Source organism: Leifsonia sp. AG29 (assembly GCF_009765225.1).
In the GTDB taxonomy this organism is placed as follows: domain Bacteria; phylum Actinomycetota; class Actinomycetes; order Actinomycetales; family Microbacteriaceae; genus Leifsonia.
Genome location: NZ_VMSF01000001.1, coordinates 3,102,879 through 3,129,421, shown reverse-complemented (window position 1 = coordinate 3,129,421; position 26,543 = coordinate 3,102,879). Strand labels below are relative to the sequence as shown.

At 70.6% G+C, this 26,543-nt stretch carries 24 protein-coding genes; 13 read left to right on the top strand and 11 right to left on the bottom strand.

Annotated features, from left to right (window positions below):
• Positions 1–239 precede the first annotated feature (239 nt).
• Positions 240–1,040 carry a MarR family winged helix-turn-helix transcriptional regulator gene (locus FPT20_RS15060; RefSeq protein WP_233265555.1) on the top strand — a complete coding sequence of 267 codons (801 nt, stop codon included), beginning with the start codon at positions 240–242 and terminating at the stop codon, positions 1,038–1,040.
• Between the two features lie 45 nt (positions 1,041–1,085).
• Here FPT20_RS15060 and FPT20_RS15055 read toward each other — a convergent pair whose 3' ends face one another.
• The gene (locus tag FPT20_RS15055; protein ID WP_158866764.1) at positions 1,086–2,528 is read right to left on the bottom strand and encodes an MFS transporter; all 1,443 of its coding nucleotides are present in this window, start codon (positions 2,526–2,528) and stop codon (positions 1,086–1,088) included.
• A 149-nt stretch (positions 2,529–2,677) separates the two neighbouring features.
• On the opposite strand from FPT20_RS15055, the gene FPT20_RS15050 reads away from it, so the two are divergent.
• Positions 2,678–3,604 (top strand): hypothetical protein, encoded by a 927-nt coding sequence (locus tag FPT20_RS15050; protein ID WP_158866761.1) that lies wholly within the window; start codon positions 2,678–2,680, stop codon positions 3,602–3,604.
• 19 nt (positions 3,605–3,623) lie between these two features.
• Here FPT20_RS15050 and FPT20_RS15045 read toward each other — a convergent pair whose 3' ends face one another.
• Positions 3,624–4,352: a GTP pyrophosphokinase gene (locus FPT20_RS15045; RefSeq protein ID WP_158866759.1), complete on the bottom strand. Its 729-nt coding sequence runs from the start codon at positions 4,350–4,352 to the stop codon at positions 3,624–3,626.
• Between the two features lie 226 nt (positions 4,353–4,578).
• Here FPT20_RS15045 and dnaK point away from each other — a divergent pair, with 226 nt between their 5' ends.
• The 4 genes from dnaK to FPT20_RS15025 all read left to right on the top strand — a co-directional run bounded on the left by dnaK (position 4,579) and on the right by FPT20_RS15025 (position 8,613).
• Positions 4,579–6,441 (top strand): molecular chaperone DnaK, encoded by a 1,863-nt coding sequence (dnaK, locus tag FPT20_RS15040; protein WP_158866756.1) that lies wholly within the window; start codon positions 4,579–4,581, stop codon positions 6,439–6,441.
• Between the two features lie 2 nt (positions 6,442–6,443).
• Positions 6,444–7,091: a nucleotide exchange factor GrpE gene (locus FPT20_RS15035; protein WP_158866753.1), complete on the top strand. Its 648-nt coding sequence runs from the start codon at positions 6,444–6,446 to the stop codon at positions 7,089–7,091.
• A gap of 122 nt (positions 7,092–7,213) precedes the next feature.
• On the top strand, positions 7,214–8,197 hold the full coding sequence (locus tag FPT20_RS15030; protein WP_158866751.1) for a DnaJ C-terminal domain-containing protein: 984 nt from the start codon (positions 7,214–7,216) through the stop codon (positions 8,195–8,197).
• A gap of 2 nt (positions 8,198–8,199) precedes the next feature.
• Positions 8,200–8,613 carry a heat shock protein transcriptional repressor HspR gene (locus FPT20_RS15025; RefSeq protein ID WP_158868255.1) on the top strand — a complete coding sequence of 138 codons (414 nt, stop codon included), beginning with the start codon at positions 8,200–8,202 and terminating at the stop codon, positions 8,611–8,613.
• Between the two features lie 134 nt (positions 8,614–8,747).
• Here the strand turns inward: FPT20_RS15025 and FPT20_RS15020 are convergent, their stop codons facing one another.
• Positions 8,748–10,433, bottom strand: a complete 1,686-nt coding sequence (locus FPT20_RS15020; RefSeq protein WP_199245844.1) for an alkaline phosphatase family protein — start codon at positions 10,431–10,433, stop codon at positions 8,748–8,750.
• A gap of 214 nt (positions 10,434–10,647) precedes the next feature.
• Entirely contained in the window at positions 10,648–11,385 is a 738-nt protein-coding gene (locus FPT20_RS15015; RefSeq protein ID WP_158866749.1) for a cysteine hydrolase family protein, read from the bottom strand.
• A 134-nt stretch (positions 11,386–11,519) separates the two neighbouring features.
• On the opposite strand from FPT20_RS15015, the gene tdh reads away from it, so the two are divergent.
• Both tdh and FPT20_RS15005 read left to right on the top strand, forming a co-directional pair.
• Positions 11,520–12,563, top strand: coding sequence for an L-threonine 3-dehydrogenase (gene tdh / locus FPT20_RS15010; protein WP_158866746.1), 1,044 nt, complete (start codon positions 11,520–11,522; stop codon positions 12,561–12,563).
• Position 12,564: 1 nt separating this feature from the next.
• The gene (locus FPT20_RS15005) at positions 12,565–13,752 is read left to right on the top strand and encodes a glycine C-acetyltransferase (protein WP_158866743.1); all 1,188 of its coding nucleotides are present in this window, start codon (positions 12,565–12,567) and stop codon (positions 13,750–13,752) included.
• On the opposite strand, the gene FPT20_RS15000 is transcribed toward FPT20_RS15005, so the two are convergent.
• Positions 13,683–14,318, bottom strand: a complete 636-nt coding sequence (locus FPT20_RS15000; RefSeq protein ID WP_158866741.1) for a YdeI/OmpD-associated family protein — start codon at positions 14,316–14,318, stop codon at positions 13,683–13,685. The two genes, FPT20_RS15005 and FPT20_RS15000, sit on opposite strands and share 70 nt — an antisense overlap.
• A gap of 140 nt (positions 14,319–14,458) precedes the next feature.
• Here FPT20_RS15000 and FPT20_RS14995 point away from each other — a divergent pair, with 140 nt between their 5' ends.
• Positions 14,459–15,058, top strand: coding sequence for a TMEM175 family protein (locus FPT20_RS14995; protein ID WP_158866738.1), 600 nt, complete (start codon positions 14,459–14,461; stop codon positions 15,056–15,058).
• Here FPT20_RS14995 and FPT20_RS14990 read toward each other — a convergent pair.
• Positions 15,030–16,472 carry an alpha/beta hydrolase gene (locus FPT20_RS14990; protein ID WP_158866735.1) on the bottom strand — a complete coding sequence of 481 codons (1,443 nt, stop codon included), beginning with the start codon at positions 16,470–16,472 and terminating at the stop codon, positions 15,030–15,032. The genes FPT20_RS14995 and FPT20_RS14990 overlap by 29 nt on opposite strands.
• Positions 16,473–16,481: 9 nt before the next feature.
• Complete coding sequence (locus FPT20_RS14985) at positions 16,482–17,504, bottom strand: LacI family DNA-binding transcriptional regulator (RefSeq protein WP_158866732.1); 1,023 nt, start codon at positions 17,502–17,504, stop codon at positions 16,482–16,484.
• Positions 17,505–17,644: 140 nt separating this feature from the next.
• On the opposite strand from FPT20_RS14985, the gene FPT20_RS14980 reads away from it, so the two are divergent.
• The 4 genes from FPT20_RS14980 to FPT20_RS14965 all read left to right on the top strand — a co-directional run bounded on the left by FPT20_RS14980 (position 17,645) and on the right by FPT20_RS14965 (position 24,521).
• Positions 17,645–19,042, top strand: a complete 1,398-nt coding sequence (locus FPT20_RS14980; protein ID WP_158866729.1) for an MFS transporter — start codon at positions 17,645–17,647, stop codon at positions 19,040–19,042.
• Between the two features lie 12 nt (positions 19,043–19,054).
• Positions 19,055–21,523 carry a beta-glucosidase gene (locus tag FPT20_RS14975; RefSeq protein ID WP_158866726.1) on the top strand — a complete coding sequence of 823 codons (2,469 nt, stop codon included), beginning with the start codon at positions 19,055–19,057 and terminating at the stop codon, positions 21,521–21,523.
• A 132-nt stretch (positions 21,524–21,655) separates the two neighbouring features.
• A complete protein-coding gene (locus FPT20_RS14970) occupies positions 21,656–22,777 on the top strand; it encodes a class I SAM-dependent methyltransferase (RefSeq protein ID WP_158866723.1) in 1,122 nt (373 codons plus the stop codon).
• 217 nt (positions 22,778–22,994) lie between these two features.
• On the top strand, positions 22,995–24,521 hold the full coding sequence (locus tag FPT20_RS14965; protein ID WP_158866720.1) for an APC family permease: 1,527 nt from the start codon (positions 22,995–22,997) through the stop codon (positions 24,519–24,521).
• A 114-nt stretch (positions 24,522–24,635) separates the two neighbouring features.
• Here FPT20_RS14965 and FPT20_RS14960 read toward each other — a convergent pair whose 3' ends face one another.
• From FPT20_RS14960 to FPT20_RS14945, 4 genes are all read right to left on the bottom strand, one after another.
• Positions 24,636–25,010 carry a DUF2834 domain-containing protein gene (locus FPT20_RS14960; RefSeq protein ID WP_158866717.1) on the bottom strand — a complete coding sequence of 125 codons (375 nt, stop codon included), beginning with the start codon at positions 25,008–25,010 and terminating at the stop codon, positions 24,636–24,638.
• Between the two features lie 43 nt (positions 25,011–25,053).
• Entirely contained in the window at positions 25,054–25,488 is a 435-nt protein-coding gene (locus tag FPT20_RS14955) for an SRPBCC family protein (RefSeq protein ID WP_158866714.1), read from the bottom strand.
• Between the two features lie 70 nt (positions 25,489–25,558).
• Positions 25,559–25,906 (bottom strand): hypothetical protein, encoded by a 348-nt coding sequence (locus tag FPT20_RS14950; protein WP_158866711.1) that lies wholly within the window; start codon positions 25,904–25,906, stop codon positions 25,559–25,561.
• Positions 25,906–26,463, bottom strand: coding sequence for a GNAT family N-acetyltransferase (locus tag FPT20_RS14945; protein ID WP_158866708.1), 558 nt, complete (start codon positions 26,461–26,463; stop codon positions 25,906–25,908). Before FPT20_RS14945 ends, FPT20_RS14950 begins: the two co-directional genes overlap by 1 nt.
• Positions 26,464–26,543: the final 80 nt, after the last annotated feature.

Sequence of the window (26,543 nt, the reverse complement as noted above, 5' to 3'; positions counted from 1 at the left end):
CCGCGGTGGAGGGGCGCTCGTTGAGCAGCTGCAGGATCCTCCAGCCGCCGCGGCGGAGCCCCTGCGATGCGAGAGCTTCGCGGAGGCGGGCGTGCAGCCGGTGGTCGATGATGCCGAACCAGTAGTCCGGCGGTGTGTCTTGCGGCTCGTCCTGAGCCGGCTTCGAGTCGTCGATGTTCGTCATCGCATGACTCCCTTCCATTGCATGTAACTGTACAAGTAAATGTATAGTTACATGCATGACGAACGGCAGTCAAGGCGCAGGCGGAATTCCGCCAGAAGCGGACATCGTGGCGATGATCGAGCGGTCCCTCCTCGCGGTCCGGCGGGATCAGTCGCGGCGGCGCCCGGGGCCACCCTGGGCCGAGGGTGCCCCCGGCCACGGACCCTGGGGGCACGGCGGCCACGGCCCGTACGGCGGACACGGCTGGGGCCCGTCCGGTCCGTGGGCCTACCGGCACGGCGCGGCAGAAGAATCGGGAGGTGCGGAGCCGGACGCGGACCGTGGAAGGCGAGGCGCCGAACCCGCCGAGGGCCCCACCCCGGAGGGTGATGACCGCACCGACCGTGCGGACTCCGCCGACCCCACCGCCCCGCGCGCCCCTCAACCCTCCTGGCCCGGCCACGGCTTCCCTGCCTTCGGCGACTCAGCGCGCCCCGGCCCGGGCCGACGCGCCCGCGACGGCTCGCTCGGACGCATCGCCCGCGTCCGGATGCTCGAAGCCCTGGAGGCGGCCGACGCGCGCGGCGACCACCTGTCGGTGAGCACGCTGGCCGCCTCCATCGGGGTGGACCAGCCGCGCGCCAGCCGACTCGTCCAAGACGGCGTCGAACGCGGAATGGTGCGCCGCGTTCCCGACCCGTCGGACGCTCGCCGGGCCCTCATCGAACTGACGGCCGCCGGCCGGCGTCAGCTGGAGGAGCTCCGGTCGCACCGACGCTCAGCAGTCGAGGCGGCGCTCGCCGAGTTCACGCCCGAGGAGGCACGCACCTTCGCCGAGCTCTTCGACCGCTTCGTCCGCGCCTGGCCGCGCCCCTGACATCATCAGACCGCGCCAGGACTACGTCGGCCGTCGGCGAGACCCTCACCGCACCGCCTTCACCGGCAGCAGCAGGACGAGCCCCGCCAGCAGCACGAGCACGATCCCGAGGATCCCCCAGTACTGCGCGCCACCGAGCGCCACGAAGGAGGCGAACAGCAGCGGCGCGAGGAAGGACACCGCCCGACCGGTGGTCGCGTAGAGCCCGAACACCTCGCCCTCGCGGCCGGCCGGGGTCACGCGCGCGAGGAAGGTCCGGCTGCACGATTGCGCGGGCCCGACGAACAGGCACAGGATCAGCCCGAACACCCAGAACGCGGTCGCGCCGGCAGCGTGCAGGAAGAACACCGCCAGCCCCGCGACGACCAGTCCGACCAAGGCTGTGACGATGACCGGCTTCGGCCCGAACCGGTCGTCCAGGCGGCCCGACAGGATGGTGCTCACCCCGGCGACAACGTTGGCCGCGATCGCGAAGATGATGACCTGCCCGCTGCTGAAGCCGAAGGTGCCCTGGGCGAGGATCCCGCCGAAGGTGAACACCCCGACCAGGCCGTCCCGGAACAGCGCAGAGGCGATGAGGAAGAGCACCGTGTTGCGGCTTGCCCGCCAGAGGTCGCGGATGTCACGGGCGAGCGCGGGGTAAGAGGCGAAGAACCCGACCCGCCTCACACCGGAAGCCCGGGGGATCTCCGGCACCGCCACGAGCACAGGCAGCGAGAAGACGAGCGTCCAGGCCGCCGCGATGAGCGCGATGACCCGGATGTTGAGCCCCGCCTCCTGGGGGATGTGCAGGAGGCCGCCGGTCCCGTCCGCGTTATCGGTGACCATGCCGAAGTAGACGATGAGGAGGAGCACGATGCCGCCGAGGTACCCCGCGCCCCAGCCGAGGCCGCTGACCCGGCCGACCGTCGCCGGTGTCGAGACCTGCACGAGCATGGCGTTGTAGTTGACGGTGGCGATCTCGTAGAAGATCGTCCCGACCGAGACCAGGATCACCCCGAACAGGAAGTATCCCGGCGACCCGACGACGAAGAACATGAGCGCCGTCGCGACGACCACCGCGCCGGTGTTGATCCCGAGCCAGAGCTTCCGGTGCCCGGATCCGTCCGTCCGGCGCCCGAGCACAGGCGCGAGCAGGGCGACAAGGATGCCGGCGACGGCGAGTCCCCAGCCGAGTCCGCTGGAGAGGGGTGCCTCGGCGGCCGTGACCGCTGCGTGCGCCGGGCCGTTCACATCCGTCTCCGCGTTGCGCGCCGCGACGAGCGACGGTTCGACGAACAGGCTGCCCGTCAGATACACCGTGAAGACGAAGGTCGTGATCACCGCGTTGAAGGCGGCGCCTCCCCAGTCCCAGAGCGCCCACGCGACGACGCGCCGCGTGGGGATGGAGCGGTCGGTCGTCGTGTCGACGAAGAGCGGGCCGGCGGTCGCCGTTGCCGGCTGCGCGGCAGCGTCGCCGTCGACGTCGCCGGGGAGGTCGCGAGTCATAGCGACAGCGTAGGGCCGGGCGGCGAACGAGCGGTGAACGCCTCGACGTCCCGGAACGCGTCACGCGGACGAGGTTTTCCGTGGCGGCACGGATTCGGCGGCCGCCGCTGGGCCGTAGCGTGACCGGCGAACCCGACATCGGAGGTCCCGTGAGCACTGCCCCCACCGCCCCGAACCCCTACGGCTGGGTCCGCCACCTGATGCCGCGCATCGTCGTGGGCGCCCTGATCGCGGCCGCCCTCGTCGGCGTGTACGCGGTCGTCCTCGGCCGTTTCGACGAGACCTGCTGGCGCCTCATCGGCACCATCGGCCTGTTCGTGTTCTTCGCCCTGATCTCCTGGTACGACGCCGACGTATCGGCGCGCCGGGCCGCGTGGTTCGGCGCGATCAGCGTCATCACCTCGGTGTACCTGTTCGGCATCGGGCTGTGGAAGGTGTGGGCGCCGACGGGAGGCGCGACCTACGGCGGGAGCGGCTCCGAGCCCTGGTGGGATCCGTTCTCGTGGTTCCTGCTCGTCCTCGTGACGCGGGCCGGCCTCCTCCACATCCACCTCGTGCTCAACACGCAGCGCCGGTTCACCGGCCCCGTGATGAGCAAGGTCACGATCGCGACGCTCGTGCTCGTCGGCCTGCTGACGGCCGGGCTCTCCCTCCCGCTCATCTGGACGTCGGCGGACTTCGGCGACACGTACTGGCGCCTGGTCGCGGTCGTCGCCATCCTCGACGCTCTCGGGACGGTGCTGATCCCGCTCACCTACCAGTTGTTCGGGCCCAGGGAGGTGCGCCCCGCGCCCTTCGCGGCAGCGCCCGCGCAGTTCGCCGCACCGCCCGCGCAGTTCGCCCCGGCACCCTCCGCAGCGCCCGCCGCGCCTCCCCAGCAGGCGCAGCCTGCGCCCAGCGTCGCCGCCCCTCCGTTCGCCGCACCGGCAGCCGCTTCCGCGCCGACGGCCTCCGCCTATCCCCGCCTCGACCCGACGGCCGGCCTCCGGCTGGAGTGGCCCCGCTACGTCAACGGCCAGCCGCTCCCGGCGCGTCCCGACGGGAGCCCCGACTTCACGGGCGTGATCGGCTACTGAACCCGGCGGCCCGCGCGATTCACACGGACGCGGGGAGGCTGTAGACCGTGCCTCCCTCGCCGCGCACCTGGCGGTGGAGGTCCTCCATGGTGAGGTCGAGCTGGTTCGCCGTGCTCGCCGCCGCGGTGAGGTCGCGCAGGAGCCGCTCCGGCACCTCCCCGTCGTACTTGTAGTAGATCTTGTGCTCGAGGCTCGCCCAGAAGTCCATGGCGACGGTCCGCAGCTGCACCTCCACCGGTACGCGCACCGGGCCGTCGCTCAGGAAGACCGGCACCTCGAGGATCACGTGGAGGCTCTTGTAGCCGTTCGGCTTCGGGTGCGCGATGTAGTCCTTCACCCGGAGGACGCGCACGTCCTCCTGGCGGGTCAGCAGGTCGAAGACGCGATAGACGTCGGAGACGAAGCTGCACACGATGCGGACGCCCGCGATGTCGGTGATCGCATCCCGGATCGCCTCGAACGTCGGCTCGCAGTTCTTGCGGATGACCTTCTGCTCGATGCTCTCGGCCGACTTGAGGCGGCTCGAGATGTGCTCGATCGGGTTGTAGTCCTGGAGCTCCGCGAACTCCTCCCGCAGGATCGACACCTTCGTCGAGATCTCGTCGATGCCGAACTTGTACGGCATGATGAACCGCGCGAAATCCTCCCGGAACGCCTGCACCTCGCCCAGGGTCTCCGGGTCGATGCTCTGGAGCGCCTCGATCGCCCGGGTGGACAGCAGCGGTGCGACAGCCGGATCGGGTTGCATGGCGATCACGCTAGCGATGGTGCTTGTGCGGTGGGTGTGAGATCGGTACGAGGTGGAGGGGGAATACCGGCGTCTCCCTGAAAGTTGAGTCAGATGTACTCAAGTTTTGAGTCCGGCATCTTGACAGCATCCCGGTCGGGGTGCGAGGCTTGAGCCGTCTCGACTCAAGTCTTGACCCCCTGACTTTCACGGCTACGCAGCCAGCAACAAAGGAGAGAGAGCACACATGTCACGTGCAGTAGGAATCGACCTCGGAACGACCAACTCCGTCGTCTCGGTCCTCGAGGGCGGCGAGCCGACGGTCATCGCCAACGCCGAGGGCTTCCGCACCACCCCGTCGGTGGTCGCCTTCACGAAGGACGGCGAGGTGCTCGTCGGCGAGACCGCCAAGCGCCAGGCGGTCACCAACGTCGACCGCACCATCTCGTCCGTCAAGCGCCACATGGGCACGACGTGGACCAAGGAGGTCGACGGCAAGAAGTACACCCCGCAGGAGATCTCCGCGCGCATCCTCCAGAAGCTGAAGCGCGACGCCGAGCAGTACCTGGGCGACACCGTGACCGATGCCGTCATCACCGTGCCGGCGTACTTCAACGACGCCGAGCGCCAGGCCACCAAGGAGGCCGGCGAGATCGCGGGCCTCAACGTCCTCCGCATCATCAACGAGCCCACCGCGGCCGCTCTCGCCTACGGGCTCGACAAGGGCAAGGAGGACGAGCTCATCCTCGTCTTCGACCTCGGCGGCGGCACGTTCGACGTGTCCCTCCTCGAGGTGGGCAAGGACGACGACTTCTCGACCATCCAGGTCCGCGCGACCGCCGGCGACAACCGCCTCGGCGGCGACGACTGGGACCAGCGGATCGTCGACTGGCTGATCAAGCGCTTCAAGGACTCGACCGGCGTCGACGTCTCGAAGGACAAGATCGCGCTGCAGCGCCTCAAGGAGGCCGCGGAGCAGGCCAAGAAGGAGCTCTCGTCGAGCATGTCGACGAGCATCCAGCTGCCCTACCTCTCGCTCACCGAGAACGGGCCGGCCAACCTCGACGAGACGCTCACCCGCGCCCAGTTCGAGCAGATGACGAGCGACCTCCTCGACCGCACCAAGAAGCCCTTCCAGGACGTCATCAAGGAGGCGGGGATCAAGGTCTCCGACATCGCGCACGTCGTGCTGGTCGGCGGCTCGACCCGCATGCCGGCCGTCTCGGAGCTCGTGAAGCAGGAAACCGGCGGCAAGGAGCCCAACAAGGGCGTCAACCCGGACGAGGTCGTCGCCGTCGGCGCGGCCCTGCAGGCCGGTGTGCTGAAGGGCGAGCGCAAGGACGTCCTCCTCATCGACGTCACCCCGCTGTCGCTCGGCATCGAGACCAAGGGCGGGATCATGACCAAGCTCATCGAGCGCAACACGGCCATCCCGACCAAGCGGAGCGAGACCTTCACCACGGCCGACGACAACCAGCCGTCCGTCGCGATCCAGGTCTTCCAGGGCGAGCGCGAGTTCACGCGCGACAACAAGCCGCTCGGCACGTTCGAGCTGACCGGCATCGCCCCCGCCCCCCGCGGCATCCCGCAGATCGAGGTCACCTTCGACATCGACGCGAACGGCATCGTGCACGTGTCCGCGAAGGACAAGGGCACCGGCAAGGAGCAGTCGATGACGATCACGGGCGGCAGCAGCCTCCCGAAGGACGACATCGAGCGCATGGTGCGCGAGGCCGAGGAGCACGCCGCCGAGGACAAGAAGCGCCGCGAGTCCGCCGAGACCCGCAACCAGGCCGAGCAGCTCGTCTACTCGATCGAGAAGCTGATCAAGGAGAACGAGGACAAGCTCCCGGAGGACGTCAAGAACGAGGTCCAGGGCGATGTCGACGGCCTGAAGACGGCGCTCGCCGGCGAGGACGACGAGGCGGTCAAGTCCGCTTACGACAAGCTGAACGCGAGCCAGCAGAAGCTCGGCGAGGCGATCTACGCCTCCGCCCAGTCCGCGCAGGCTCCGGCCGGTGAGTCCGCCGAGGGCCAGCCGTCCGGCGAGTCCTCCGACGACGAGGACGTCATCGACGCCGAGGTCGTCGACGACGAGGAGAAGAAGTAAGCATGTCGGACCAGAACCAGAACGACTCGGGCGAGCCCGAGCGCGAGGAGCCGGTCGTGCGCGACAAGCGCAGGATCGACCCCGAGACCGGGAAGGTCCGACAGCCGGAGAAGGAGTCGGGTGAGCACGACCTCTCGCACGAGGAGCTCGTCGACGTCGGGCCCGGGGAGGAGCAGGAGACCGTCCTGAGCGACGACGACCTCGACATCCTCTCCGGCCAGACGACGGCCGAGCAGCTCGCGGCCGAGCGGCTGGGCGACCTCCAACGGGTCACCGCCGAGTACGCGAACTACCGCAAGCGCACGGAGGCCAACCGGGAGATCGAGCGCGAGCGCGCGGTCGGCGAGGCCGTCAAGGGTCTCATCCCCGTGCTCGACGACCTCGAGCGCGCCGAGAAGCACGGCGACCTCGTCGAGGGCAGCGCGTTCGCGACCATCGCGGGCAAGCTCCGCACGGCGGTCGAGCGTCTCGGCCTCACCCCCTACGGCGAGAAGGGCGAGCCGTTCGACCCGCAGATCCACGAGGCGATCTTCCAGCAGCCGACCCCCGACGTGACGGCGGACACCGTCGCGGAGGTCGTCGAGACGGGCTACCGGCTCGGCTCGACCACCGTCCGGGTCGCGAAGGTCGTCGTCTCGACCCCGGCCTGAGCCGGGAGCAGGTCCACGGAGGCGAAGCGGCGGGAGACTCATCCCGCCGCTTCGCTCGCCGTGGGGCATCACGCAGACTTACGACTATCGACACTGACGAGCACGACTGAGAGGAGGCGCCCGTGGCAAGCCAGGACTGGTTCGACAAGGACTTCTACAAGGTCCTTGGCGTCTCCAAGGACGTCAGCGACGCCGAGCTGAAGAAGACGTACCGCAAGCTCGCACGCAAGTACCACCCCGACTCCAACCCCGGCGACGCGGCCGCGGAGGGGAAGTTCAAGGAGATCAGCGAGGCGTACTCGGTGCTGAGCGATCCCGAGGAGCGCAAGGAGTACGACCAGATCCGCGCGATGGGCTCCGGTGCCCGCTTCACGGCTCCCGGCGCGGGCGGTCAGGGCGGCTTCGAGGACGTCTTCGGCGGCATGTTCAACCAGGGCGCCCCGGGCGGGTACACGTTCCAGCAGGGCGGCAACTTCGACGACGTCTTCGGCGGCCTGTTCGGCAACGGCCGGTTCGGCACGCCGAGCGGCGGCTTCCGCGGCTACGGCGGACCGACGCGCGGCCGCGACGTCACAGCCCACACGACAATCGACTTCGTCACCGCGACCCGCGGCGAGACGATCACCCTCCAGGCGGCCGACGGCAAGCCGATCAAGGTGAAGATCCCCGCCGGCGTCGCCGACGGCCAGAAGATCAAGCTCCGCGGGAAGGGCCAGCCGAGCCCGGACGGCGGTGAGGCGGGCGACATCGTCCTCACCGTGACGGTGCGCAAGCACCCCGTGTTCGAGCGGGAGGGGCTCAACCTCCGCGTCAACGTGCCGGTCACCTTCGCCGAGGCCGCCCTCGGCGCCACCATCGAGGTGCCGACCCTCGGGGGCGACCCGGTCAAGCTGCGCGTCGCCCCGGGGACCCCGAGCGGGCGCGTCCTCCGCGTGAAGGGCCGGGGCGTGCAGACCGCCAAGGGCACCGGTGACCTTCTCGCGGTCGTGCAGGTCGCCGTTCCGTCGCACCTCTCCTCCGAGGCCAAGGAGGCGCTTGAGGCGTTCGCCGAGAAGCTGCCCGACGAGAACCCCCGCGACGACCTCCTGGCCAAGGCCCGGAGCTGATGATGGACGAGAACAGCCAGGTCTTCGTGATCTCGATCGCGGCGGAGCTCGCGGGCATGCACCCGCAGACGCTCCGCCAGTACGACCGGCTCGGACTCGTCAGCCCCAGCCGGACGGCGGGGAAGTCGCGCCGCTACTCCATCCGCGACGTGCAGAAGCTGCAGGAGATCGCGCGTCTGAGCGGCGAGGGCGTCAGCCTGGAGGGGATCCGCCGCATCCTCGAGCTCGAGGACCAGGTCGGCGAGCTCCGCACCCGCGTCCGCGAGCTCGAGACCGCCCTCGCCGACGAGCTGCTGAACCGCCCCGGCCGCCGCGTCTTCGCGGCCGGCTCCGAGGGCGAGGTCGTCTCGATGCGCGCCGGGACCCGGGTGCGCCGCAGCAACCAGCTCGTGGTCTGGCGCCCGCTGGAGCGCTGAGCGCTCGCGCGCGCGCGAACGCACGAGGTGCTCGCAGATGCTGTCCGACACGGCGTGTCGGCAGCACCTGCGAGCACCTCGACGGGGCGGGACGCCCGCGCCCCCGCGAACGCCCCGCCCGAGGGGAGCCGCGCTCAGCGCCCGGAGGCCGGAAGCGCCTTCGTGCCCTCGATCCGAACAGCCTGCAGCGCGCGCGGGTCCAGCCCGAGCTGCGTCAGGATGGTCGGCGCGATCTGCGTCGTCTCCACCGGGGCGTCCACGCGCTTGCCGTGCTCGGCGCCCGGCGTCGACACGAGGATCGGGACGTTCCGGTCGTCCGCGCTGGCGCCTCCGTGCTCGGCGATCTTCGAGGTGCCGCCCGTGTAGACGACGCCGGTCTGCGCGATTCCGAGGATGTCGGGGATGCGCGAGTCGCTCGCCGCGGTGCCGAAGTACTTGGCCACTCCGGACCCCGCGTAGATCGTGGTCAGGCCCGACGACGTCACGCTGGTCGGCGCGCCGGTGATCGTGTTGCCCGCGGCCGGGTGGGAGGCCAGGTAGGCCTTGGCGAAGTCGGCCGCGCCCTGCGAGTGGTCGCTCAGCCACAGCTGCATGATGTCGTCGTCGGTGGCGAAGGCGACGAGGCCGCCCGCGCCCGCGTGGGCGGCCTTCCAAGCCGAGTTCAGCCCATCGATGATGGGACCGTCGTCGACGCGCTTGAGCGCCGCGGGGTCGGTCGGGGACTGTCCGTGCTTGGCGGAGAGGATGACCGTCGTGTCGCGCTCGTGGCCCGTCTTCTTGAGCTCGGCGGTGAAGGAGGCGAGGGACGAGTCGACGAAGTCGAGCGCCTTGCTCAGCAGCGGCCCCGGCGTGGAGCCGTCGGCGAGGTAGCCGCCGGCGAGGCCGTCGGACGTCGGCAGCTTCTGCGCGGTGGACACCGACTGGAAGTTCAGGCCGAAGATTCCCGGGACGGGCTCGGCGGTGGTGCCCGAGTGGTCCTTGCCGTCGATCTCGTTGAGCACGGCCTTCACCTTGTAGGCGTCGTACTGCTGGGTCGCGGCGTTGTCCTTCGTCCAGTCGCCGCTGAAGGGCGCGGCGGCGTCGCTGTTGATCTCCGGTGTGAAGAGGTCGTCGACACCCGTGCCCGACGGGCCGTTCAGGATCTCGTAGGCCGGGTGCTTGTCACTCCAGGCGGTGCGCAGCCCGGCCGCCTTCGCGACCTCGAAGACCGTGTTCACCTTGAGGTACTGGTGCGGGTACACCGGCTTGCAGGTCGCCGGGTCGACCGGCAGCGCGGCCGGGTTCAGCAGCGTGGCCGGGGTGCCGGTCATCGAGAGGATGCTGCCCGGCAGTCCGGTCAGGCCCTGGCCCGCGTCGAGCCGGGTCTGGTCCTTGTCGGCCGCCTCCGTGTATGCGACCTCGGCGCCGGGCTTGGCGGTCGCGCAGTCGGTGGTGCCGACCGGGAGGAGCGCCCGGTTGTACGTGTCGTCGTAGTACACGCCGGTCGTGCCCGGGTTGCCTCCGGTCACCTGCCCGACCATGCCCGGGAACGAGTCCGAGGGCACGGGGGTCTGCGCGCGCGTGTAGTCGGTGCCGTGCGCCGCGAGCGCCGCCATCGCCGACGACGGGTGCGTGCGGACGTACCAGTCGAGGTCCTTCTGGTGCAGACCGTCGACCGAGATCAGGAGGACGTGCTTGGCGGTTCCGCGGTCGTCGCGGTCGCCGTGACCTTCGTCGGCGAGGGAGGGGGCGGCGGCGGCCCCGGCGAGGAGTGCGCCTCCGGCGATCGCCGCACCCATCGCGAGCGCGCGCCGGGACGGCTTCCGAGTCGAGAAGCTCATCGGTTTCCTTTCGAACGGTCGCCCCTCGTCCGGGGGCGGATGACCGGTCCGATCCTGGCGGCGCGGGACGCCCCTCCACCATGCACGCGCGCCACTGCTCCCCGAGCGTTCACGCAGCATTCATCGCACGGGGGACGCCTCCGAGCGCGCTCCCAGCCGGCGGCGTCTCAGCCTGTGCGCGCGCTCATGTCAGGGCTCTCAGGTCCGGGCGCCCCTAGAGCGACGACACCCCCTGCCCGACGTACAGGGTGTTCTCGATGTTGCGCGCCTCCTCCGCGGCGATGTCGCGGTCGATGCCGGCCCGCACCTCCCGCATTAGCTTGTGCAGCTCTTCGTGCTTGCCCGGGACGCGCGCGTGGCCGGTGCTGTCCCACAGGTTCGAGACGGGGAGGCTGTCGCCGGCTTCGACGGCGAGCGTCCACTCCTCGGTGGTGGCGACGGCGGCGAACTCGGACTGCATCGTGACGAGCACGCTGCGGTGGAGCGCGTCGGCCGAGATGGCGCCCGCCTCGTTGACGAGGTCGAGGGTGCCGGTGGCGTCCGACAGGAACTCGACCGTGAATCCCAGGGCGGACGCGTCCCGGGCGGTGCCCGCGCAGCAGTGCTGGGTCATGTACCCGGCGATGGCGACCGTGTCGATGCCGGCGCCTCGCAGCCACTGCTCGAGGTCGGTGCCGGCGAACGCCGAGACGCCGTTCTTCGTGACGAGGTGCGCCCGGCTGCGGTCGGCCACGGAGGAGTGCAGGGCCGCTCCCTCCGAACCGTGAGCGAAGACCGGCGCCCCCGCCGCCTCCAGATGCTGGACGAGGACGATCGGGAGGCCGTGGTCGTCGGCGGCGTCCCAGGCCACCTCGATGTTCGGGATGGAGGTCATCAGGTCGGGGAAGCAGATCTTGAGATTGCCGGTGACGTACTCGTTCTGCACGTCGATCACGATGAGTGCGCGCTTCATGTGCGCACTCTAGTCCGCGCACCGGCGCGCGGCGCCGCTAGGCTTGTCGGCGGCAGTGCGCGCTCACGAGGCGCCGGCGCCGCCCGCGATGAAGCACGAGCACGACTCCCACGAGGAGAACTGAGGATGGCACGATGAAGGCCCTGTTCAAGAGCGAAGCCGGTCCCGGCCTGTCGCTGGTCGATGTCCCGGAACCGCAGATCGGTCCGGAGGACGTGAGGATCCGGGTGCTCCGCACGGGCATCTGCGGCACCGACCTGCACATCGAGCGCTGGGACGACTGGGCCGCTTCCGCCGTGGCCGCTCCGCTCATCCCGGGTCACGAGTTCTACGGCGAGGTCGTCGAGGTCGGCGACATGGTGCACGACGTGGAGGTGGGCGACCGCGTCTCGGGCGAGGGCCACATCGTCTGCGGCACGTGCCGCAACTGCCGTGCCGGCCGCCGCCAGATGTGCATCCGCACGAAGGGCGTCGGGGTGCAGCGCGACGGGGCGTTCGCCGAGTACCTCGTGCTGCCCGCGACGAACGTGTGGGTGCACCACACCGGCATCGAGCCGGAGGTGGGCGCGCTGTTCGACCCGCTGGGCAACGCCGTGCACACCGCCCTCGCCTTCCCGGTCGTCGGCGAGGACGTCCTCGTCACCGGGTGCGGCCCGATCGGACTCATGGCGATCGCCGTGGCCCGGCACGTCGGCGCCCGCTACATCGTCGGCACCGACATCAGCGAGCACCGGCTGGAGCTCGCGCGGGGGATGGGCGCCGACTTCACCGTCGATGTGTCCAAGCACGACATCCGGGAGGCGCAGCGCCGCCTCGGCATGCGCGAGGGCTTCGACGTCGGTTTCGAGATGAGCGGCGCCCCGACGGCGCTGCCCTCGATGATCGAGAACATGAACCACGGCGGCCGGATCGCGATGCTCGGCCTCCCCTCGCAGAAGATCGCGATCGACTGGGGCATCGTCGTCACCCACATGCTGACGCTGAAGGGCATCTACGGCCGCGAGATGTTCGAGACCTGGAACGCGATGGGCGCCATGCTGCAGACCTCGAAGCCGCTGCACGACGCCATCGCCTCGATCGTGTCCGACCGCTTCCCCGCCCGCGACTGGCAGAAGGGGTTCGCCGCCGCGGAGGCCGCGGGCGGCGGAAAGGTCATCCTCGACTGGACGGAGGTCTGAGATGTACGGGAGTTTCCGCGAGCACGTCGCCGCGCAGCTGACGGAGATCGAGGAGGCGGGGCTCACCAAGCGCGAGCGCAGCATCCACGGGCCGCAGGCCGCCGAGATCGTCGCCGACGGCGCCGAGGTGCTGAACTTCTGCGCCAACAACTACCTCGGCCTCGCCGACCACCCGGTCCTGCGGGAGGCCGCGAAGAAGGCGCTCGACGACTGGGGCTACGGCATGGCGAGCGTGCGCTTCATCTGCGGCACGCAGGAGCAGCACCTCAAGCTGGAGCGCCGCGTCTCGCGCTTCCTCGGCACGGAGGCGACGATCCTGTTCTCCTCCTGCTTCGACGCCAACGGCGGCGTGTTCGAGACGCTGTTCGGCGCGGAGGACGCGATCGTCTCCGATGAGCTGAACCACGCCTCCATCATCGACGGCATCCGGCTGTCGAAGGCGAAGAGGTTCCGCTACAGGAACCGCGACATGGCCGACCTGCGCGCCCAGCTCGAGGCGGCCCGGGAGGCGGAGGCCCGGTTCACGGTGATCGTCACCGACGGCGTCTTCTCGATGGACGGCTACATCGCTCCGCTCGAGCAGATCTGCGACCTGGCCGACGAGTTCGGCGCCCTGGTGTTCGTGGACGACTCGCACGCGGTCGGCTTCGTCGGAGAGCACGGTCGTGGCACGCCCGAGCTCTGCGAGGTCGCCGATCGGGTGGACATCTACACGGGGACGTTCGGCAAGGCCCTCGGCGGCGCCTCCGGCGGGTACGTCTCCTCGCGCCGCGAGATCGTCGATCTGCTGCGCCAGCGGTCGCGTCCGTACCTGTTCTCGAACACGCTGGCCCCCTCCATCGTGGCCGGAACGCTCGCCGCCCTCGATCTGCTGGAGCAGTCCGATCAGCTCCGCGCGCAGCTCGTCGAGAACGCCGCGCTGTTCCGGCGCCTGATGACCGAGGCTGGGTTCGACCTCCTGCCGGGCAAGCACCCGATCGTGCCGGTCATGTTCGGCGACGCGGCACTGACGGCCCGCATCGCCGACGAGATGCAGAAGCGCGGGGTCTACGTGACCGCCTTCTCGTACCCGGTGGTGCCGAAGGGCCGGGCGCGCATCCGCGTCCAGCTGTCGGCCGCTCACACCTCCGGTGAGATCGAGCGCTGCGTGGAGGCGTTCGTCGGGGCCCGGGAGGCCGTGACCGGCTGACGCCACTGGTTGGCGCGCCGGTTCTCGTGCGCCTCCGAGACCGTGGTCGCGATGCGCTTCTGGCGGGTCGCGTCGGTCTTCGCCGAGAGCAGCCACTCGAGGATCGCGCGGCGTGCGGACCGAGGGAAGGCGTCCCAGTTGGTGCGCGCGTCGGCGTCGGCGTCGAGGGCGGCTGCGAGGTCGTCCGGCTCGGCGAGCTGCTCCACCTCGTCGAGCCGGGACCAGGTGCCGTTCGCGACGGCGACCTCCACCGCGGCCTCACCCGCGGGGCGCATGAGCCCCCGGGCGCGGAGCGACTCGACCCGCTCCTTGTTCTTCTTCGACCAGCTGCTCCGGGGGCTCCGCGGGTTCAGCCGCAGCATCGAGTACTGGTCGTCGAGCTTGCGGGGGAGGCTGTCCACCCAGCCGACGCACAGCGCCTCCTCCACGATGTCGTCGTAGTGGAGGCTGCGTCCGGCCCCCTTCGGGTACACCAGCCACACGCCGGGCGACTCGGCGGCGTTCGCCTCCAGCCAGTCCCGCAGCTGCCGCCGGTCGGTCACCGTGATCCGCTCGAGCTCCGCCATCTCTCCTCCTCGCAGCGCCTCGCTGGTCATTTTCGCTCACCTCCGCCCTGAGCGGAACGACGGCCGCGGCCGGTGCGCGATCGGCGCGCATGAGGCAGGATCGAGCCGTCGCTGCGTGTGCGGATCAGGAGGGACCGGCGATGTCGAAGACGAGGCTGGAGGCGTTCAGCGACGGGGTGCTGGCGGTGGCGATCACGCTGCTCGTGCTCGATCTGCACGTGGACCCGGGGAAGGGCGGGAGCCTCCTGGCGCAGCTGGGTGCGGCGTGGCCGTCGTTCGTCGCCTACGTGGTGAGCTTCCTCGTCATCGGCGTGATCTGGGTCAACCACCACTCGATCTTCCGGTTCGCGGTGACCATCGACCGGCTGCTGCTGTTCTGGAACCTCATGCTGCTCATGTTCGTGACCACCATCCCGTTCACGACGTCGACGCTCGCGGGGGCGCTCGCGGATGGCGATGCGTCGGATGTGCGCGTCGCCGCGGTGCTCTACGGCGGTGCGACCACCGGTTTCGCGGTCGCGTTCACCTTCGTCTGGGGCCGGATCACCCTGGACCTCTTGCGCTCCGGGGCGATGGGGGCGCCGGAGCGGAAGCGTTCGATGCTCCGCTTCAGCGCCGGCACCGTGCTGTACCCGATCCTGACGCTCGTCGGTGTGCTGTATGCGCCGGCCATGCTGGCAGGGTTCGCGCTCGTGAGCGTCTACTACCTGTTCAATCAGACCGGGGCGTCGGAGGCGTGACGGCCCCGGGCCTGACGGCCCCGGGCCTCGAGCGCAGCGCGGAGAAGAACACGAGCAGTCCCACGACGAGGAAGACCGCCAGCGCGGTGAAGTCGCCGATCGCGGTCATCCCCGCCACCGTCGCGATCTGCGTGATGCCGCAGGCCCGGGCGTCCTGGTCGGCCTGGCACAGCGGGCGATCCGCGGCCGGCCGGATCGCCCCGCTCGCCAGCCAGCCCGGGATCAGCTGGTTGTAGGCGGTCTCGAGCCCGAGTGTCACGGTCGCCCCCGAGTGGCTCTGACCGGGGACGGCCCAGTAGGTGACCTTCCAGCCGGCCTTCTCTGCCGCTGTGGCGGTCGCCTCCACCTGGGGCCGGAAGTGGTCGTCCTCGCCGCCCGCGACGAAGACGGCGCGTATCGGGGTCCCGGCGTACGACCGGGAGGCGAGCACGTTCTGCGGCCAGACCCTCTCGTAGGCGCTCTCGCTGCCTGCGTAGTAGCGATCGCGCGTGCGGTCGGAACGGTACTCGCCGGGTCTGTCGGGGCCGGAGATGTCGATGACGTTCCCCCAGACGGCCGGGTGGGAGGCCGCGAGGTAGGCGGCGCACTCGCCGCCGTGGGAGTAGCCCGCGATCGCCCAGTCGGCCCGCGCCGGCGACACCGGCAGCTCGGAGCGGATCCAGGCGGGCACGTCTTTCGACAGGAAGGTCTCGAGCTTGCCGGCCGGCGTGTCGCTGCAGGGCGGGTTGGCGCTCTCCGACCCCAGCTGGTCGACGACGAGCACGAAGGGCGCGTCGTCGAGGGGCCCGGCGCCGAGGGAGTGGAGGGCGTCGAGAGTTGCCCCGAGGGTGGGGCGCCCCGGCTGGCCCATCATCATCGTCACGATCGGCCGGGCCGTCGACGGGTCCGCGATCCAGCCGGGAGGGACGAACAGGTGGGCGTCGCGCGAGGCGAACCCGGAAGCCGTCGGCGGGATCGGCACGGTGAGCTGGTAGCCGTCGGCCAGGGTCTTCTCGTCGACGGGGATGCGCCTTCCTGCGACCTCGACGGATGCGAACGCCGGTGCGGCGCCGATCACGGCGATGGAGGCGGTGAGCGCCCCGGCGACGACGGCGATCGCCGCCCTCACCACGAAGGGCCGGCGCCGCACGGTGTCCCCGCTTCGCGCGCCGCCTCCGCTCTGGAGTGCGTCCCCGATGGCCAGCGGGAGGAGCGTCGCGGCCAGCCCGATCGCCGCCCAGCCGGGACCGGCGAGGTCCGGCCGGGGTGCCGTGACGCCGAGCACGGCGAGGAGGCCGAGGGCGACCATCTGCGACACGACGACGGCTCGCACGCTCCGTCCGGCGCGGAACCGCACGGCACGGCGCACGAAGCGCCAGGCCGGGTACGCGCACACGACGGCGAGCGCCGTGCTGAGCCAGACCAGGGGGGCCACCCCTCGACACTAGGAGGCGCGCACCGTCGATTCCCTGCCGATCACCCGGATTGGGGGTGCGTCCAGTCGCTCGACGCGCTCCCCGGCGCGCATGCGCGCGACCGCGTCGAGCAGCGTCGTCGCCAGCGCCTCCGGGTCGAAGGTCACCGTGCTGAGCCGCGGGAGGAAGTCGGCCGACGCCGGATGGTCGTCGGCTCCGATCACGGAGATGTCGCCCGGGACACGGAGGCCTGCGTCGGCGAGGGCGCGCACTGCCGCCATCGCGAGACCGTCGTCATAGGCCACGACCCCGGTCGGTCGGGCCGGTTCGTAGCGCCACGCGTGGGCCCAGTCGCGGAGCGTCCGAGCGGACGCTGCCGCGTGCGTGACGGCGACCGTCGCGGCCGCCGAGGCCGCGACCGCCTGAGCGCCGGCGAGCCGCTCGTCCGAGGCGCTGCGGGAGGGATCCGCCGGCGCGAGGTAGACCAAGGTGCGGTGGCCGAGCTCGATCAGGTGCTGCGCGGCGGCGGCACCGAAGGCGCGCTGCGGGACCACCAGCGTCGGCGCGTAGTCGACCGGCTCGGTTCCGTGCACGATGAGCGCCCGCACGCCCGCAAGGCGCAGCACCTCGGTCGCGACCTCGTCGCACCGGGAGGCCTCGGCGAGCACAGCCTCCGGGCGCAGCTTGGCCCAGAGACGGGCGGCCTCGGGGCCCGTCGCGTCGACGTCGGCGTGCCGGACGGCGTCGATGCCGTCGTCGACGGACCGGGCGAGCAGGAGGTCGAAGGCGCGGGCCACCGTCGCGCCGTGGTCCCGGGATGAGGCTGCCACGAGGAGGCCGGCCACCGCCTCCCCGCTCGCCAGCGACCGCGCGGCGGTGTTGGGTGTGTACCCCAGGAGCCGGGCGGCCTCGAGCACCCGGCGGCGGGTGTCCTCCGAGACGCGGGCGTTCGGCTTGTTGTTCAGGACGAAGGAGACCGTGGCGCGCGAGACGCCGGCTGCGAGGGCCACGTCGGCGCTCGTCGGTGCCTTGACGACCTGCGGGGTGAACATGTGCGTTCAGTCTAAGGTTCGAGGCGCTCCTGCTGACGCGGGTAACCAAAACCGAGCAATGGCTTGTATTCGGTTGCGTCGGTGCCGTATGGTTACGCGTGTTAGCACGCAACGTCGCCTGCTCGAGAGGATGAAAACCCATGACAACGCCGTCAGACGAACTGGCCGAAGGCGCCCGTCCCGTCCAGCCGACCCTCCCGCCGAACCTGGCCGGAACGGTGGAGAGCCCCGCTCTCGGATCGACCACCACGACCTCGGGATCCGCCTTCTCCGCGGCCCCGACCAGCGCCGTGTCGGCCCAGCGCCCGCAGAAGGTCAAGGTCCGCGGCAAGCTGCTCAAGCTGATGCTGTCGATGTCGGTCGCCAACCTCGCGATCTTCGCGATCTGGGGCGCGGTGCCGGGCATCCTCCTCCCGTTGCAGGTCCAGGGGCTCGTCGGCGACGGCGCCAAGGCCGGCACGCTGGCCATCATCGCCACGATCGGTGCCTTCGCGGCCATGGTGGCGCAGCCCATCGCCGGCATGGTCTCCGACCGCACGCGGAGCCGCTTCGGGCGCCGGGCCCCGTGGATGGTGGCCGGTTCGCTGATCGGCGGACTCGCCCTGGTCGGCATGGGTGCTGCGAACACGGTCGTGCAGATCGCCATCGCGTGGGTCATCGTGCAGATCGCCTACAACTTCGCTCAGGGGCCGCTGAGCGCCATCCTTCCCGACCGAGTCCCGAGCGCCGTCCGCGGAACCTTCGCGGCACTGAGCGGCCTCGGGCTGATGCTCGGCGCTCTCGGCGGTCAGATCGCGGGCGCTGCGTTCGCCTCCTCGATCCCCACCGGATACCTGGTCTTCGCGGGTGCCGCCGTCGTCGTGATCGTGCTGTTCGTCGTTCTCAACCCGGATGCCTCCAACAAGGGCGAGCCGCAGGCGCCGTTCAACCTCGTCGCCTTCGCCAAGACGTTCTGGGTGAGCCCCCGGAAGCACCCGGACTTCTTCTGGGGCTTCACCGGACGCCTCCTGCTGTTCGCGGGCTACTTCATGGTGACGGGCTACCAGCTGTACATCCTGCAGGACTACATCGGTCTCGGCGCGAAGGCCGTCGCCCTGGTGCCGCTGCTCGGCATCCTGAGCCTCGCCGGCACCCTCATCTCGACCCTCGTCGGCGGCCCCCTGTCCGACAAGCTGGGGCGCCGGAAGATCCTCGCCGTCATCGCCGGCGTCATCCTCGCGATCTCGCTCGTGTTCCCGCTCGTCATGCCGACCGTCACCGGGATGCTGCTCTTCTCGTTCATCTCGGGGCTCGGCTTCGGCGCCTACCAGTCCGTCGACACCGCTCTGATGAGCGAGGTGCTGCCCTCCAAGGACGACTTCGCGAAGGACCTCGGCGTGCTCAACATCGCCGCGACGCTGCCGCAGACGCTCGCCCCGGGAGTCGCCGGTGCGATCGTGGTGGCGTTCGGCAACGTCTACACGCCCCTGTTCCCGATCGGCATCGTGATCGCCCTCGCGGGCGCCTTCGCCGTCCTCCCGATCAAGTCCGTCCGCTGAGGAGCGCCCCGCATGACCGACCTCACCACCACCCCCACCAGTGCCTCCGACGACCTGGTCGACGGCTTGGCCGCCTCGCTCTCGCTCGAGCAGAAGGTGCGCCTCCTCACCGGTGCCTCCTTCTGGACGCTGCACGACGAGCCGGCCATCGGCCTCGAGACGATCGTCGTCTCGGACGGTCCGGCCGGAGTGCGCGGGCAGCTCTGGGACGAGCGCGACAGCTCGGCGAGCCTCCCGTCGCCCACGTCGCTCGCCGCCTCCTGGGATCTCGAGCGCGTGCACCGCCTCGGTCAGCTGATCGCGGCGGAGGCGCGGCGCAAGGGCGTCGGCGTCGCGCTCGGTCCGACCGTCAACATCCAGCGATCGCCCCGCGGCGGTCGGCACTTCGAGGCGTACTCGGAGGACCCGTGGCTGTCGGGCGTTGTCGGCACCGCCTTCGTGAAGGGCATCCAGTCGTGCGGCGTCGGGGCGACCCCGAAGCACTACGTCGCGAACGACAGCGAGACCGACCGCATGACGGTGAACGTCAACGTCGACGAGCGCACGCTCCGGGAGGTGTACCTCGCGCCGTTCGAGCGCATGGTCGTCGAGGGAGGCGCGTGGCTCGTCATGTCGTCGTACAACTCGGTCAACGGCGTCACGATGACCGAGAACGAGCTGCTGCGCTCCCCGCTGAAGGACGAGTGGGGCTTCGACGGCCTGGTCGTGTCCGACTGGATGGGGGTGCGCGACACGGTCGCCGCCGGGCGCGCAGCGCAGGACCTCGCCATGCCCGGGCCGGAAGGCGTCTGGGGCGACGCCCTGGTGGAGGCGGTCCGCGTCGGCCATGTCGCCGAATCCGACATCGACGAGAAGGTCCGCCGGATCCTCCGTCTCGCCGCCCGGCTGGGTGCGCTGGCGGGCGTCGAGCCGGCCACCCCGGTCGCGCAGCCGTGGGACCAGGCCGACATCGATGCGCTGCTGCGCGAGGCCGCCGCCGACGGCATGGTGCTCGTCCGCAACGAGGGCATCCTGCCGGTCGACGCACAGGGGGCGCCCACGGTCGCGGTCATCGGCGAGCACGCCCGCATCGCCCGCACGCAGGGCGGCGGTTCGGCGACGGTGTTCCCGCATCACGTCGTCACCCCGCTCGACGGGCTGACCGACGCCTTCGGCGCCGATCGCGTCCGCTACGCGGCCGGCGTCAAATCGTCCGAGTCGGTGCTGCCGATCGACGCCCGCGTCGGGACCGACCCGGTCACCGGCGAGCCGGGCGTGCGCGTTCGATTTTCCAGCCCTGAGGGCGAGGTCCTGCTCGACGAGCACCGCGCCTCCGGCCGGCTCACCTGGCTGGGCGACCCCATCCTCGCCGGGACGGCCGTGGTGGAGGCGACGACCGTCTTCACCGCGCCGGAGGACGGCGAGTACTCGGTCGGCTTCGCCGGCCTCGGCCTGTTCCGGCTCGAGGTGGAGGGTGAGCTCAAGAGCGACGGGCTCTTCTTCCCCGAGGGCACCGACCCGTTCATGGCGTTCCTCAACCCGCCGAAGCAGTCGTTCCCGGTGCGGCTGAAGGCGGGCGAGAGCGTCTCGCTCCGCCTCGAGCACCGGCCGCAGCACCAGCTCGGTCTCGCGGCCGTCATGTTCACGCTCGGCTACGAGGAACCGTTCGCCGACCCGGCCGACGAGCTCGAGCGGGCGGTGGAGCTCGCCGCCGCCTCCGACGTCGCGGTGGTGGTCGTCGGAACGACCGAGACGCTCGAGTCGGAGGGCTTCGACCGTGTGGGCCTGCGCCTCCCGGACGGGCAGGACGAGCTCGTCCGCCGGGTGCTCGCCGCGAACTCCCGGACCGTGGTCGTCGTGAACTCCGGCGGTCCGGTGATCCTTCCGTGGCTGGAGGAGGCTCCGGCCGTCCTGCTGACGTGGTTCCCGGGCCAGGAGGCCGGCGCCGCGCTCGCCAACGTGGTCACCGGCGTCGTCGAACCGGGCGGTCGGATCCCGACCACGTGGGCGGCGGCCGAGGAGGACGTCCCCGTCTGGCAGGTCGAACCGGTCGACGGGCAGCTCTTCTACAACGAGAAGCTCAATGTCGGCTACCGCGAGTGGGCCCGGCGGGAGGCGCTCGGCGGCCCGGCCCCGGCCATCCCGTTCGGCCACGGGCTCGGCTACACCGAGTGGGAGCTCGGCGAGGCGACCCTCGACGGCCGCAGCGTCAGCGTCCCGGTGACGAATGTGGGCGACCGCCCTGGCAAGCAGATCATCCAGGTCTACCTGTCGCGCGAATCCGACTCGGAGATCGAGCGGCCGGTGCTCTGGCTGGCCGGCTACGCCCTCGTGCGGCTCGACCCCGGACAGTCGGCCGTGGCCACCGTCGAGGTGGAGGAGCGCTCCCTCCAGTACTGGTCGGTCGACGACCACGCCTGGCGCACCGAGCCCGGCACGTACGCCGTCCGCGTCGGCACCTCCGTCGCCGCGCTCGCCGCGCCCCTGCCCCTCACCGTCTGACCCCGCCCCCTCCTCCCGCCTCCGCCCACCATCGAGTCCCCCCAGAGTTCGCGTTTTCCCGCGATTCTCGTGCATTCCTCGGGGACTCGATGGTGGGCACTAGGGTGGTTCGGAGCCGACGGGAGGAGGGGCGTGACCGGCTTCCCGTACGAGCGCCTCCGGCGCCGGCCCGATGTGGAGGCGCCCAACCTGTTCGCGTCGGACGCCGCCGACCGCCTCATCGCCGACCTCGCCGGGGACGCCGTCCTCGCCTCCCCGCTCGCGGTCATCGGCGATTCGTACGGCGCCCTGACGCTCGCCGCCGCCGATCGCGGCGCGCGGGACATCCGCGTCCGCCAAGACCCGGTCACCGCCGAGCGCGCGCTCGACGCGAACGCCGCCGACCTCGGCCTCAGTGACGCGTTCGAGCACCGTCCGCTGGACGAGTCGCTGGTCCGGGGAGTGCGAACCGTCCTGCTGCGCCTCCCTCGGAGCCTCGACGCGCTGGCCGAGACCGCCACCCTCATCGCCGAGCACGCTCATCCGTCCGTGACGGTTTTCGCGGGGGGCATGCTCAAGCACATGACGCTCGCGATGAACGGCGTGCTCTCCGAGGTCTTCGGTTCGGTGGAGGCGTCGCTCGCGCGGCAGAAGGCACGGGTCCTCACGGTCAGCGAGCCGCACCCTGCCGCGGCGACCGTGCTCGACCGCTGGCCGGAGCGCGCGCTCGACGCCGAGTCCGGGCTGTGGGTGTGCGCCCACGGAGCGGCCTTCGCCGGGACCTCCGTCGATATCGGCACGCGGTTCCTCCTGTCGGTGCTCGACGAAGCGGTGCCGTCGGCCCGCACGGCCGTCGATCTCGGCTGCGGCACCGGCGTGCTCGCCGCCGCCCTGGCGGTGCGACGGCCGTCGCTGCAGGTGACCGCTGTCGATCAGTCGGCTGCCGCGACTGCTTCCGCCCGGGCCACCGCTGCCGCGAACGGTGTCGCCGATCGGGTGACCGTGCTCCGGGAGGACCTGCTCGCATCCCTGCCCGACGCCTCCGCGGACCTCGTCGTGCTGAATCCGCCGTTCCACATCGGGGCCGCCGTGCACACGGGGGTGGCGCTCCGCATGTTCGCTGAAGCCGGCCGGGTGCTCGCACGCGGGGGCGAGTTGTGGACGGTCTGGAACTCCCACCTGGGTTACCGGCCGGCCCTCGAGCGGGCGGTCGGGCCCACGCGCCAGATCGCGCGGAACAGCAAGTTCACGATCACCGCGTCCCGTCGGGATTGACCTGCCGGCGTCCGTCGTCCGGCGAAGGAAAAGGACGCTCTCCCTATGCTGAGAACGCCTGTGATCGGCCGTGGACACTTCCGGATCCGGTTGTGAGTTCCCGAATCCGCGACCGAATCCGTCGTAATGCTCTTGTGGCGGCGCCGGGATGTTGCTAACGTCCCCCTGTCGTACCACCGCGGCCCCGAAGCCGCGTACCCGAATGGCAGGGAGAGCAATGACGCAGACCAATTCCCGCCCGGACAAGAACGTCCGGAGTGACGGGGCCGTTCCGCCCGGTGACGGCGAGCACAAGCTGCAGGCCAACGGCGTGAGTGCCGCCGGCTCGATCGTGATGGCGGTGGCCGGCAGCGCGCCGGCTTACTCGATCGCCGCCACCACGGCCACCCTCGTCGGTGTCGCCGCCCTCGGAGCGCCCGCAGCGCTCCTCTGGTGCGGCATCCCGATGCTCGGGATCGCCTGGGCGTTCCTCTACCTCGGCCGCGCCGACGTCAACGCGGGCGCCTCCTACTCGTGGGTGGCGCGGGCGCTGCACCCGATCCTCGGGTTCCTGTCCGGCTGGGCCGTCGTCATCTCGGCGACGATCTTCATGGTCGCGGGCGCGCTGCCGGCCGGTGCGATGACGGTCACGCTCTTCGCCCCCGACCAGGCAAACAACACGCTGCTGGTCACCGCTGTGGGTGCAGTCTGGTTCCTGGTGATGGCCGCGTGCGTCCTGTTCGGCGTTCACGTCACGGCCCGGGCCCAGTGGATCATGTCGCTCATCGAGGTCGCCATCCTGGTCCTCTTCGCCGTCCTGATGATCACGCACGCGGCCAGCGGCAAGCACGGCGGTCCCTCCTTCTCGTGGGACTGGCTCGGCTTCAGCCACCTGACCGGCGCGAACGTGTTCGTCTCGGCCGCGCTGGTCGCCGCCTTCTACTACTGGGGCTGGGACGTCTCGTCGAACCTCAACGAGGAGACGAAGGACGGTCACCGGAACGCCGGCTCCGCGGGCATCATCGGCGTCATCATCGTGTTCCTGCTGTTCGAGATCTTCACGATCGCGACCATGGTCATCCTCCCCGCGAAGACGATCGAGGCCAACAGTGCGAACATCCTCTCGGTCCTCGGCGAAGCGGTGTGGCCGGGCATCGGAGGCAAGCTGCTGGTGATCGCGGTCGCCCTGTCGACGATCGCCACCCTCGAGACCACGCTGATCCAGGTGACGCGCACGCTCTTCTCGATGGGTCGCGACCACACGATCCCGAAGGTCTTCGGGACGCTCCACCCGCGCTGGAAGACGCCCGCGTTCGCCACGCTCGTCGTGGTCGCCGTCTCCGTGCTGCTCTTCATCCTCTCGAACGTGTTCGGCGGCAGCGTCGGTCAGATCATGACCAACGCCATCGCCTCCATCGGCATCCAGATCGCGTTCTACTACACCCTCGCGGGTCTGGCGGTCGTGATCGCGTACCGCCGGGTGCTCCTCAAGTCGGCGAAGAACTTCATCCTGATCGGGTTGTGGCCTGCGGCCGGCGCGGTCTTCATGGGGTACATCTTCGTGGCCGGGATCTGGCAGAACTTCGCGAACGCCGCGTGGGTGGTGAACATCCTCGGCCTCGGCCTGATCGTCCTCGGACTGCTGCCGCTGTTCCTCTTCTACGGCAAGGCGAAGGAGTACTACAGCCGTCGCCCGCTGGAGCTCCCGGCGGAGCTGGACGCCGCCGCGCCGCCGAACGTGGACGACCGCGACCCGGCGCGCTGATCCGGGGCTGAATTCGGAGCGGTGCGGCCTCGTAGGGCCCGCCCTCCCTCCACGAGGTGCTCGTAGTTGCTGCCGACACGCCGTCGGCCAAAGCATCTGCGAGCACCTCGTGCGTCAGCGAGTGAGCGAGGCGAGGTGCCGCTCGCGCATCGCGAGGAACAGCGGGAACGCGAACGCGAATGCCACGAGCGGGATCAGCACGATGTAGACCCAGACCCTCCGCATGCCGATCCGGCGCGCCTCCACGATCATGAACACGATCGCCGCCGTCGCGGCCACGAGCACATCGATCGTCAGCGAGGTGACCGCCGGCCCGCTGCCCGTCCAATCGCCGAGGTAGTCGCGGTGCTGCAGGACAGCGACAATGTTGAACGTCCACGTTCCGATCAGCCCCGCCAGCGAGAGCACGAGGTACAGCACCGCGCGCCCATTCCACCGGGAGGCGCGACCGCCGTCCTTGCTCAAGCCCGAGCCTGTCTCATTCCCCATGCCCGTCTCTTCCTGACGCCTTCCGTGCGGGGTCTCTCCGTGGTCAGCGCTCATGCTCGACGTGAGTCTTGAGCGCCTCCATGGTGCGACGGCTCTCGGCCGCGGCCATCCGGACGAAGATGGGCTCCACGGCGCGGTAGACGCCGTGCGTCGTCAGCCGGCCGACACGCGTGACGCGGGTGGCGCCTCCTGAGTCGTCGATGTCGTAGACGATGAGAGCGTCGACGCGACCCGATTGCTTCGCCTGATGGAAGCGCAGCTCGTGGTCGGGGATGTCGTCGATCAGCTCGCCTCGCATCCGACCGATCATGGTGGAGTCCGTGTAGGCAGGTGGCGTCTCCTGCTTCGGGGGCACGCGGGTCCCGTGGTAGACCAGGGAGTGCTTGAGCCAGGAGGGATAGCCGTCGACGGCGCGCAGTGCCGAGTACACATCGTGAGCTGGGGCGTTGATGTCGATCGTGTTGGTGAAGCTCTTCATGCTGCTCGTCTTACACCTCGCGCGAGGGCGACGCACCGGCAGGATTCTCGGGTGGATGACGTCCACAGGCTCACGTCCGCTTCCGCTTCTCCCGCTCGTCGGGCGCCTCCAGCAGCGACAGCATGAACAGCACCGCGAGCAGCCCGAAGATCGCGAGCGAGATCGCGAGGTCCGTCCACTTGAAGGGGATGAGGGAGCCGTCGATCGACAGCACGAGGACCGACTCGACGACCGCGAACGCGAGGAAGAAGGCTCCGAGGAGCACGCGGGTGACCACGACGCTCCTCCCGCGCGTGTGGAGCTTCACGCGGCGCTGCTCCACCATCAGTGTGAGCAGGAGGAGCGGCAGCACCTGCGCGAGGGTCGCGGCCGTCGGCCCGTCGATGAGGACGACCCGGACATCCATCGGATCGACCATCAGGCCGCCCGGCCGTCCTCCGGCGCTGGGCGCGGGCCGCCGGTCGCCCGGCCCTCGTCGGCGCCGTCGAGTACCATCGTGATCGTGTCGGCGCCGCTCAGGGGGTGCGCGAAGATCTCGCCGTGCCGACGCCACCCGCGATTCTCGTAGAGCCGCAGCGCCGCCGTGTTGCTCGTCAGCACGTGCAGAACCAGGGAGGGATGCCCGGCGAGCGCTTGCGAGCTCACCGCATCGAGGAGCGCGCCTCCGACCCCGGAGCGCGCGAAGCCTGGGGCTGCCGCGACCATGCCGAGGTAGGCGGCGCCGGGCGGATCACTCGGGAACCCGTTGCCCGTCTCGGTGACGAGGGCGAATCCGACGGTTCCGGCGCTCCTGCCGCTGTCGCCCTCGTCGGCGACCGCGACGGCGAACGAGACCCATCGCTGAGCGAACTTCGACCGGGCGCGCCCTGCGGTCCCTTCCGGCGCCGACCCGTCACGCGCCTCGACGGCCGAGACCCACAGCTCGACGCATGCGGGGACATCGGCGTCGCCTCCGGCTCGGATCGACCAGGTCACCGGGCCAGGGTACCGGGCGACCGGTTCCCGCGGAACGCGACTTCCCGCCGCCCCGCTGGGAAACCGTCGCGGATCTCGGA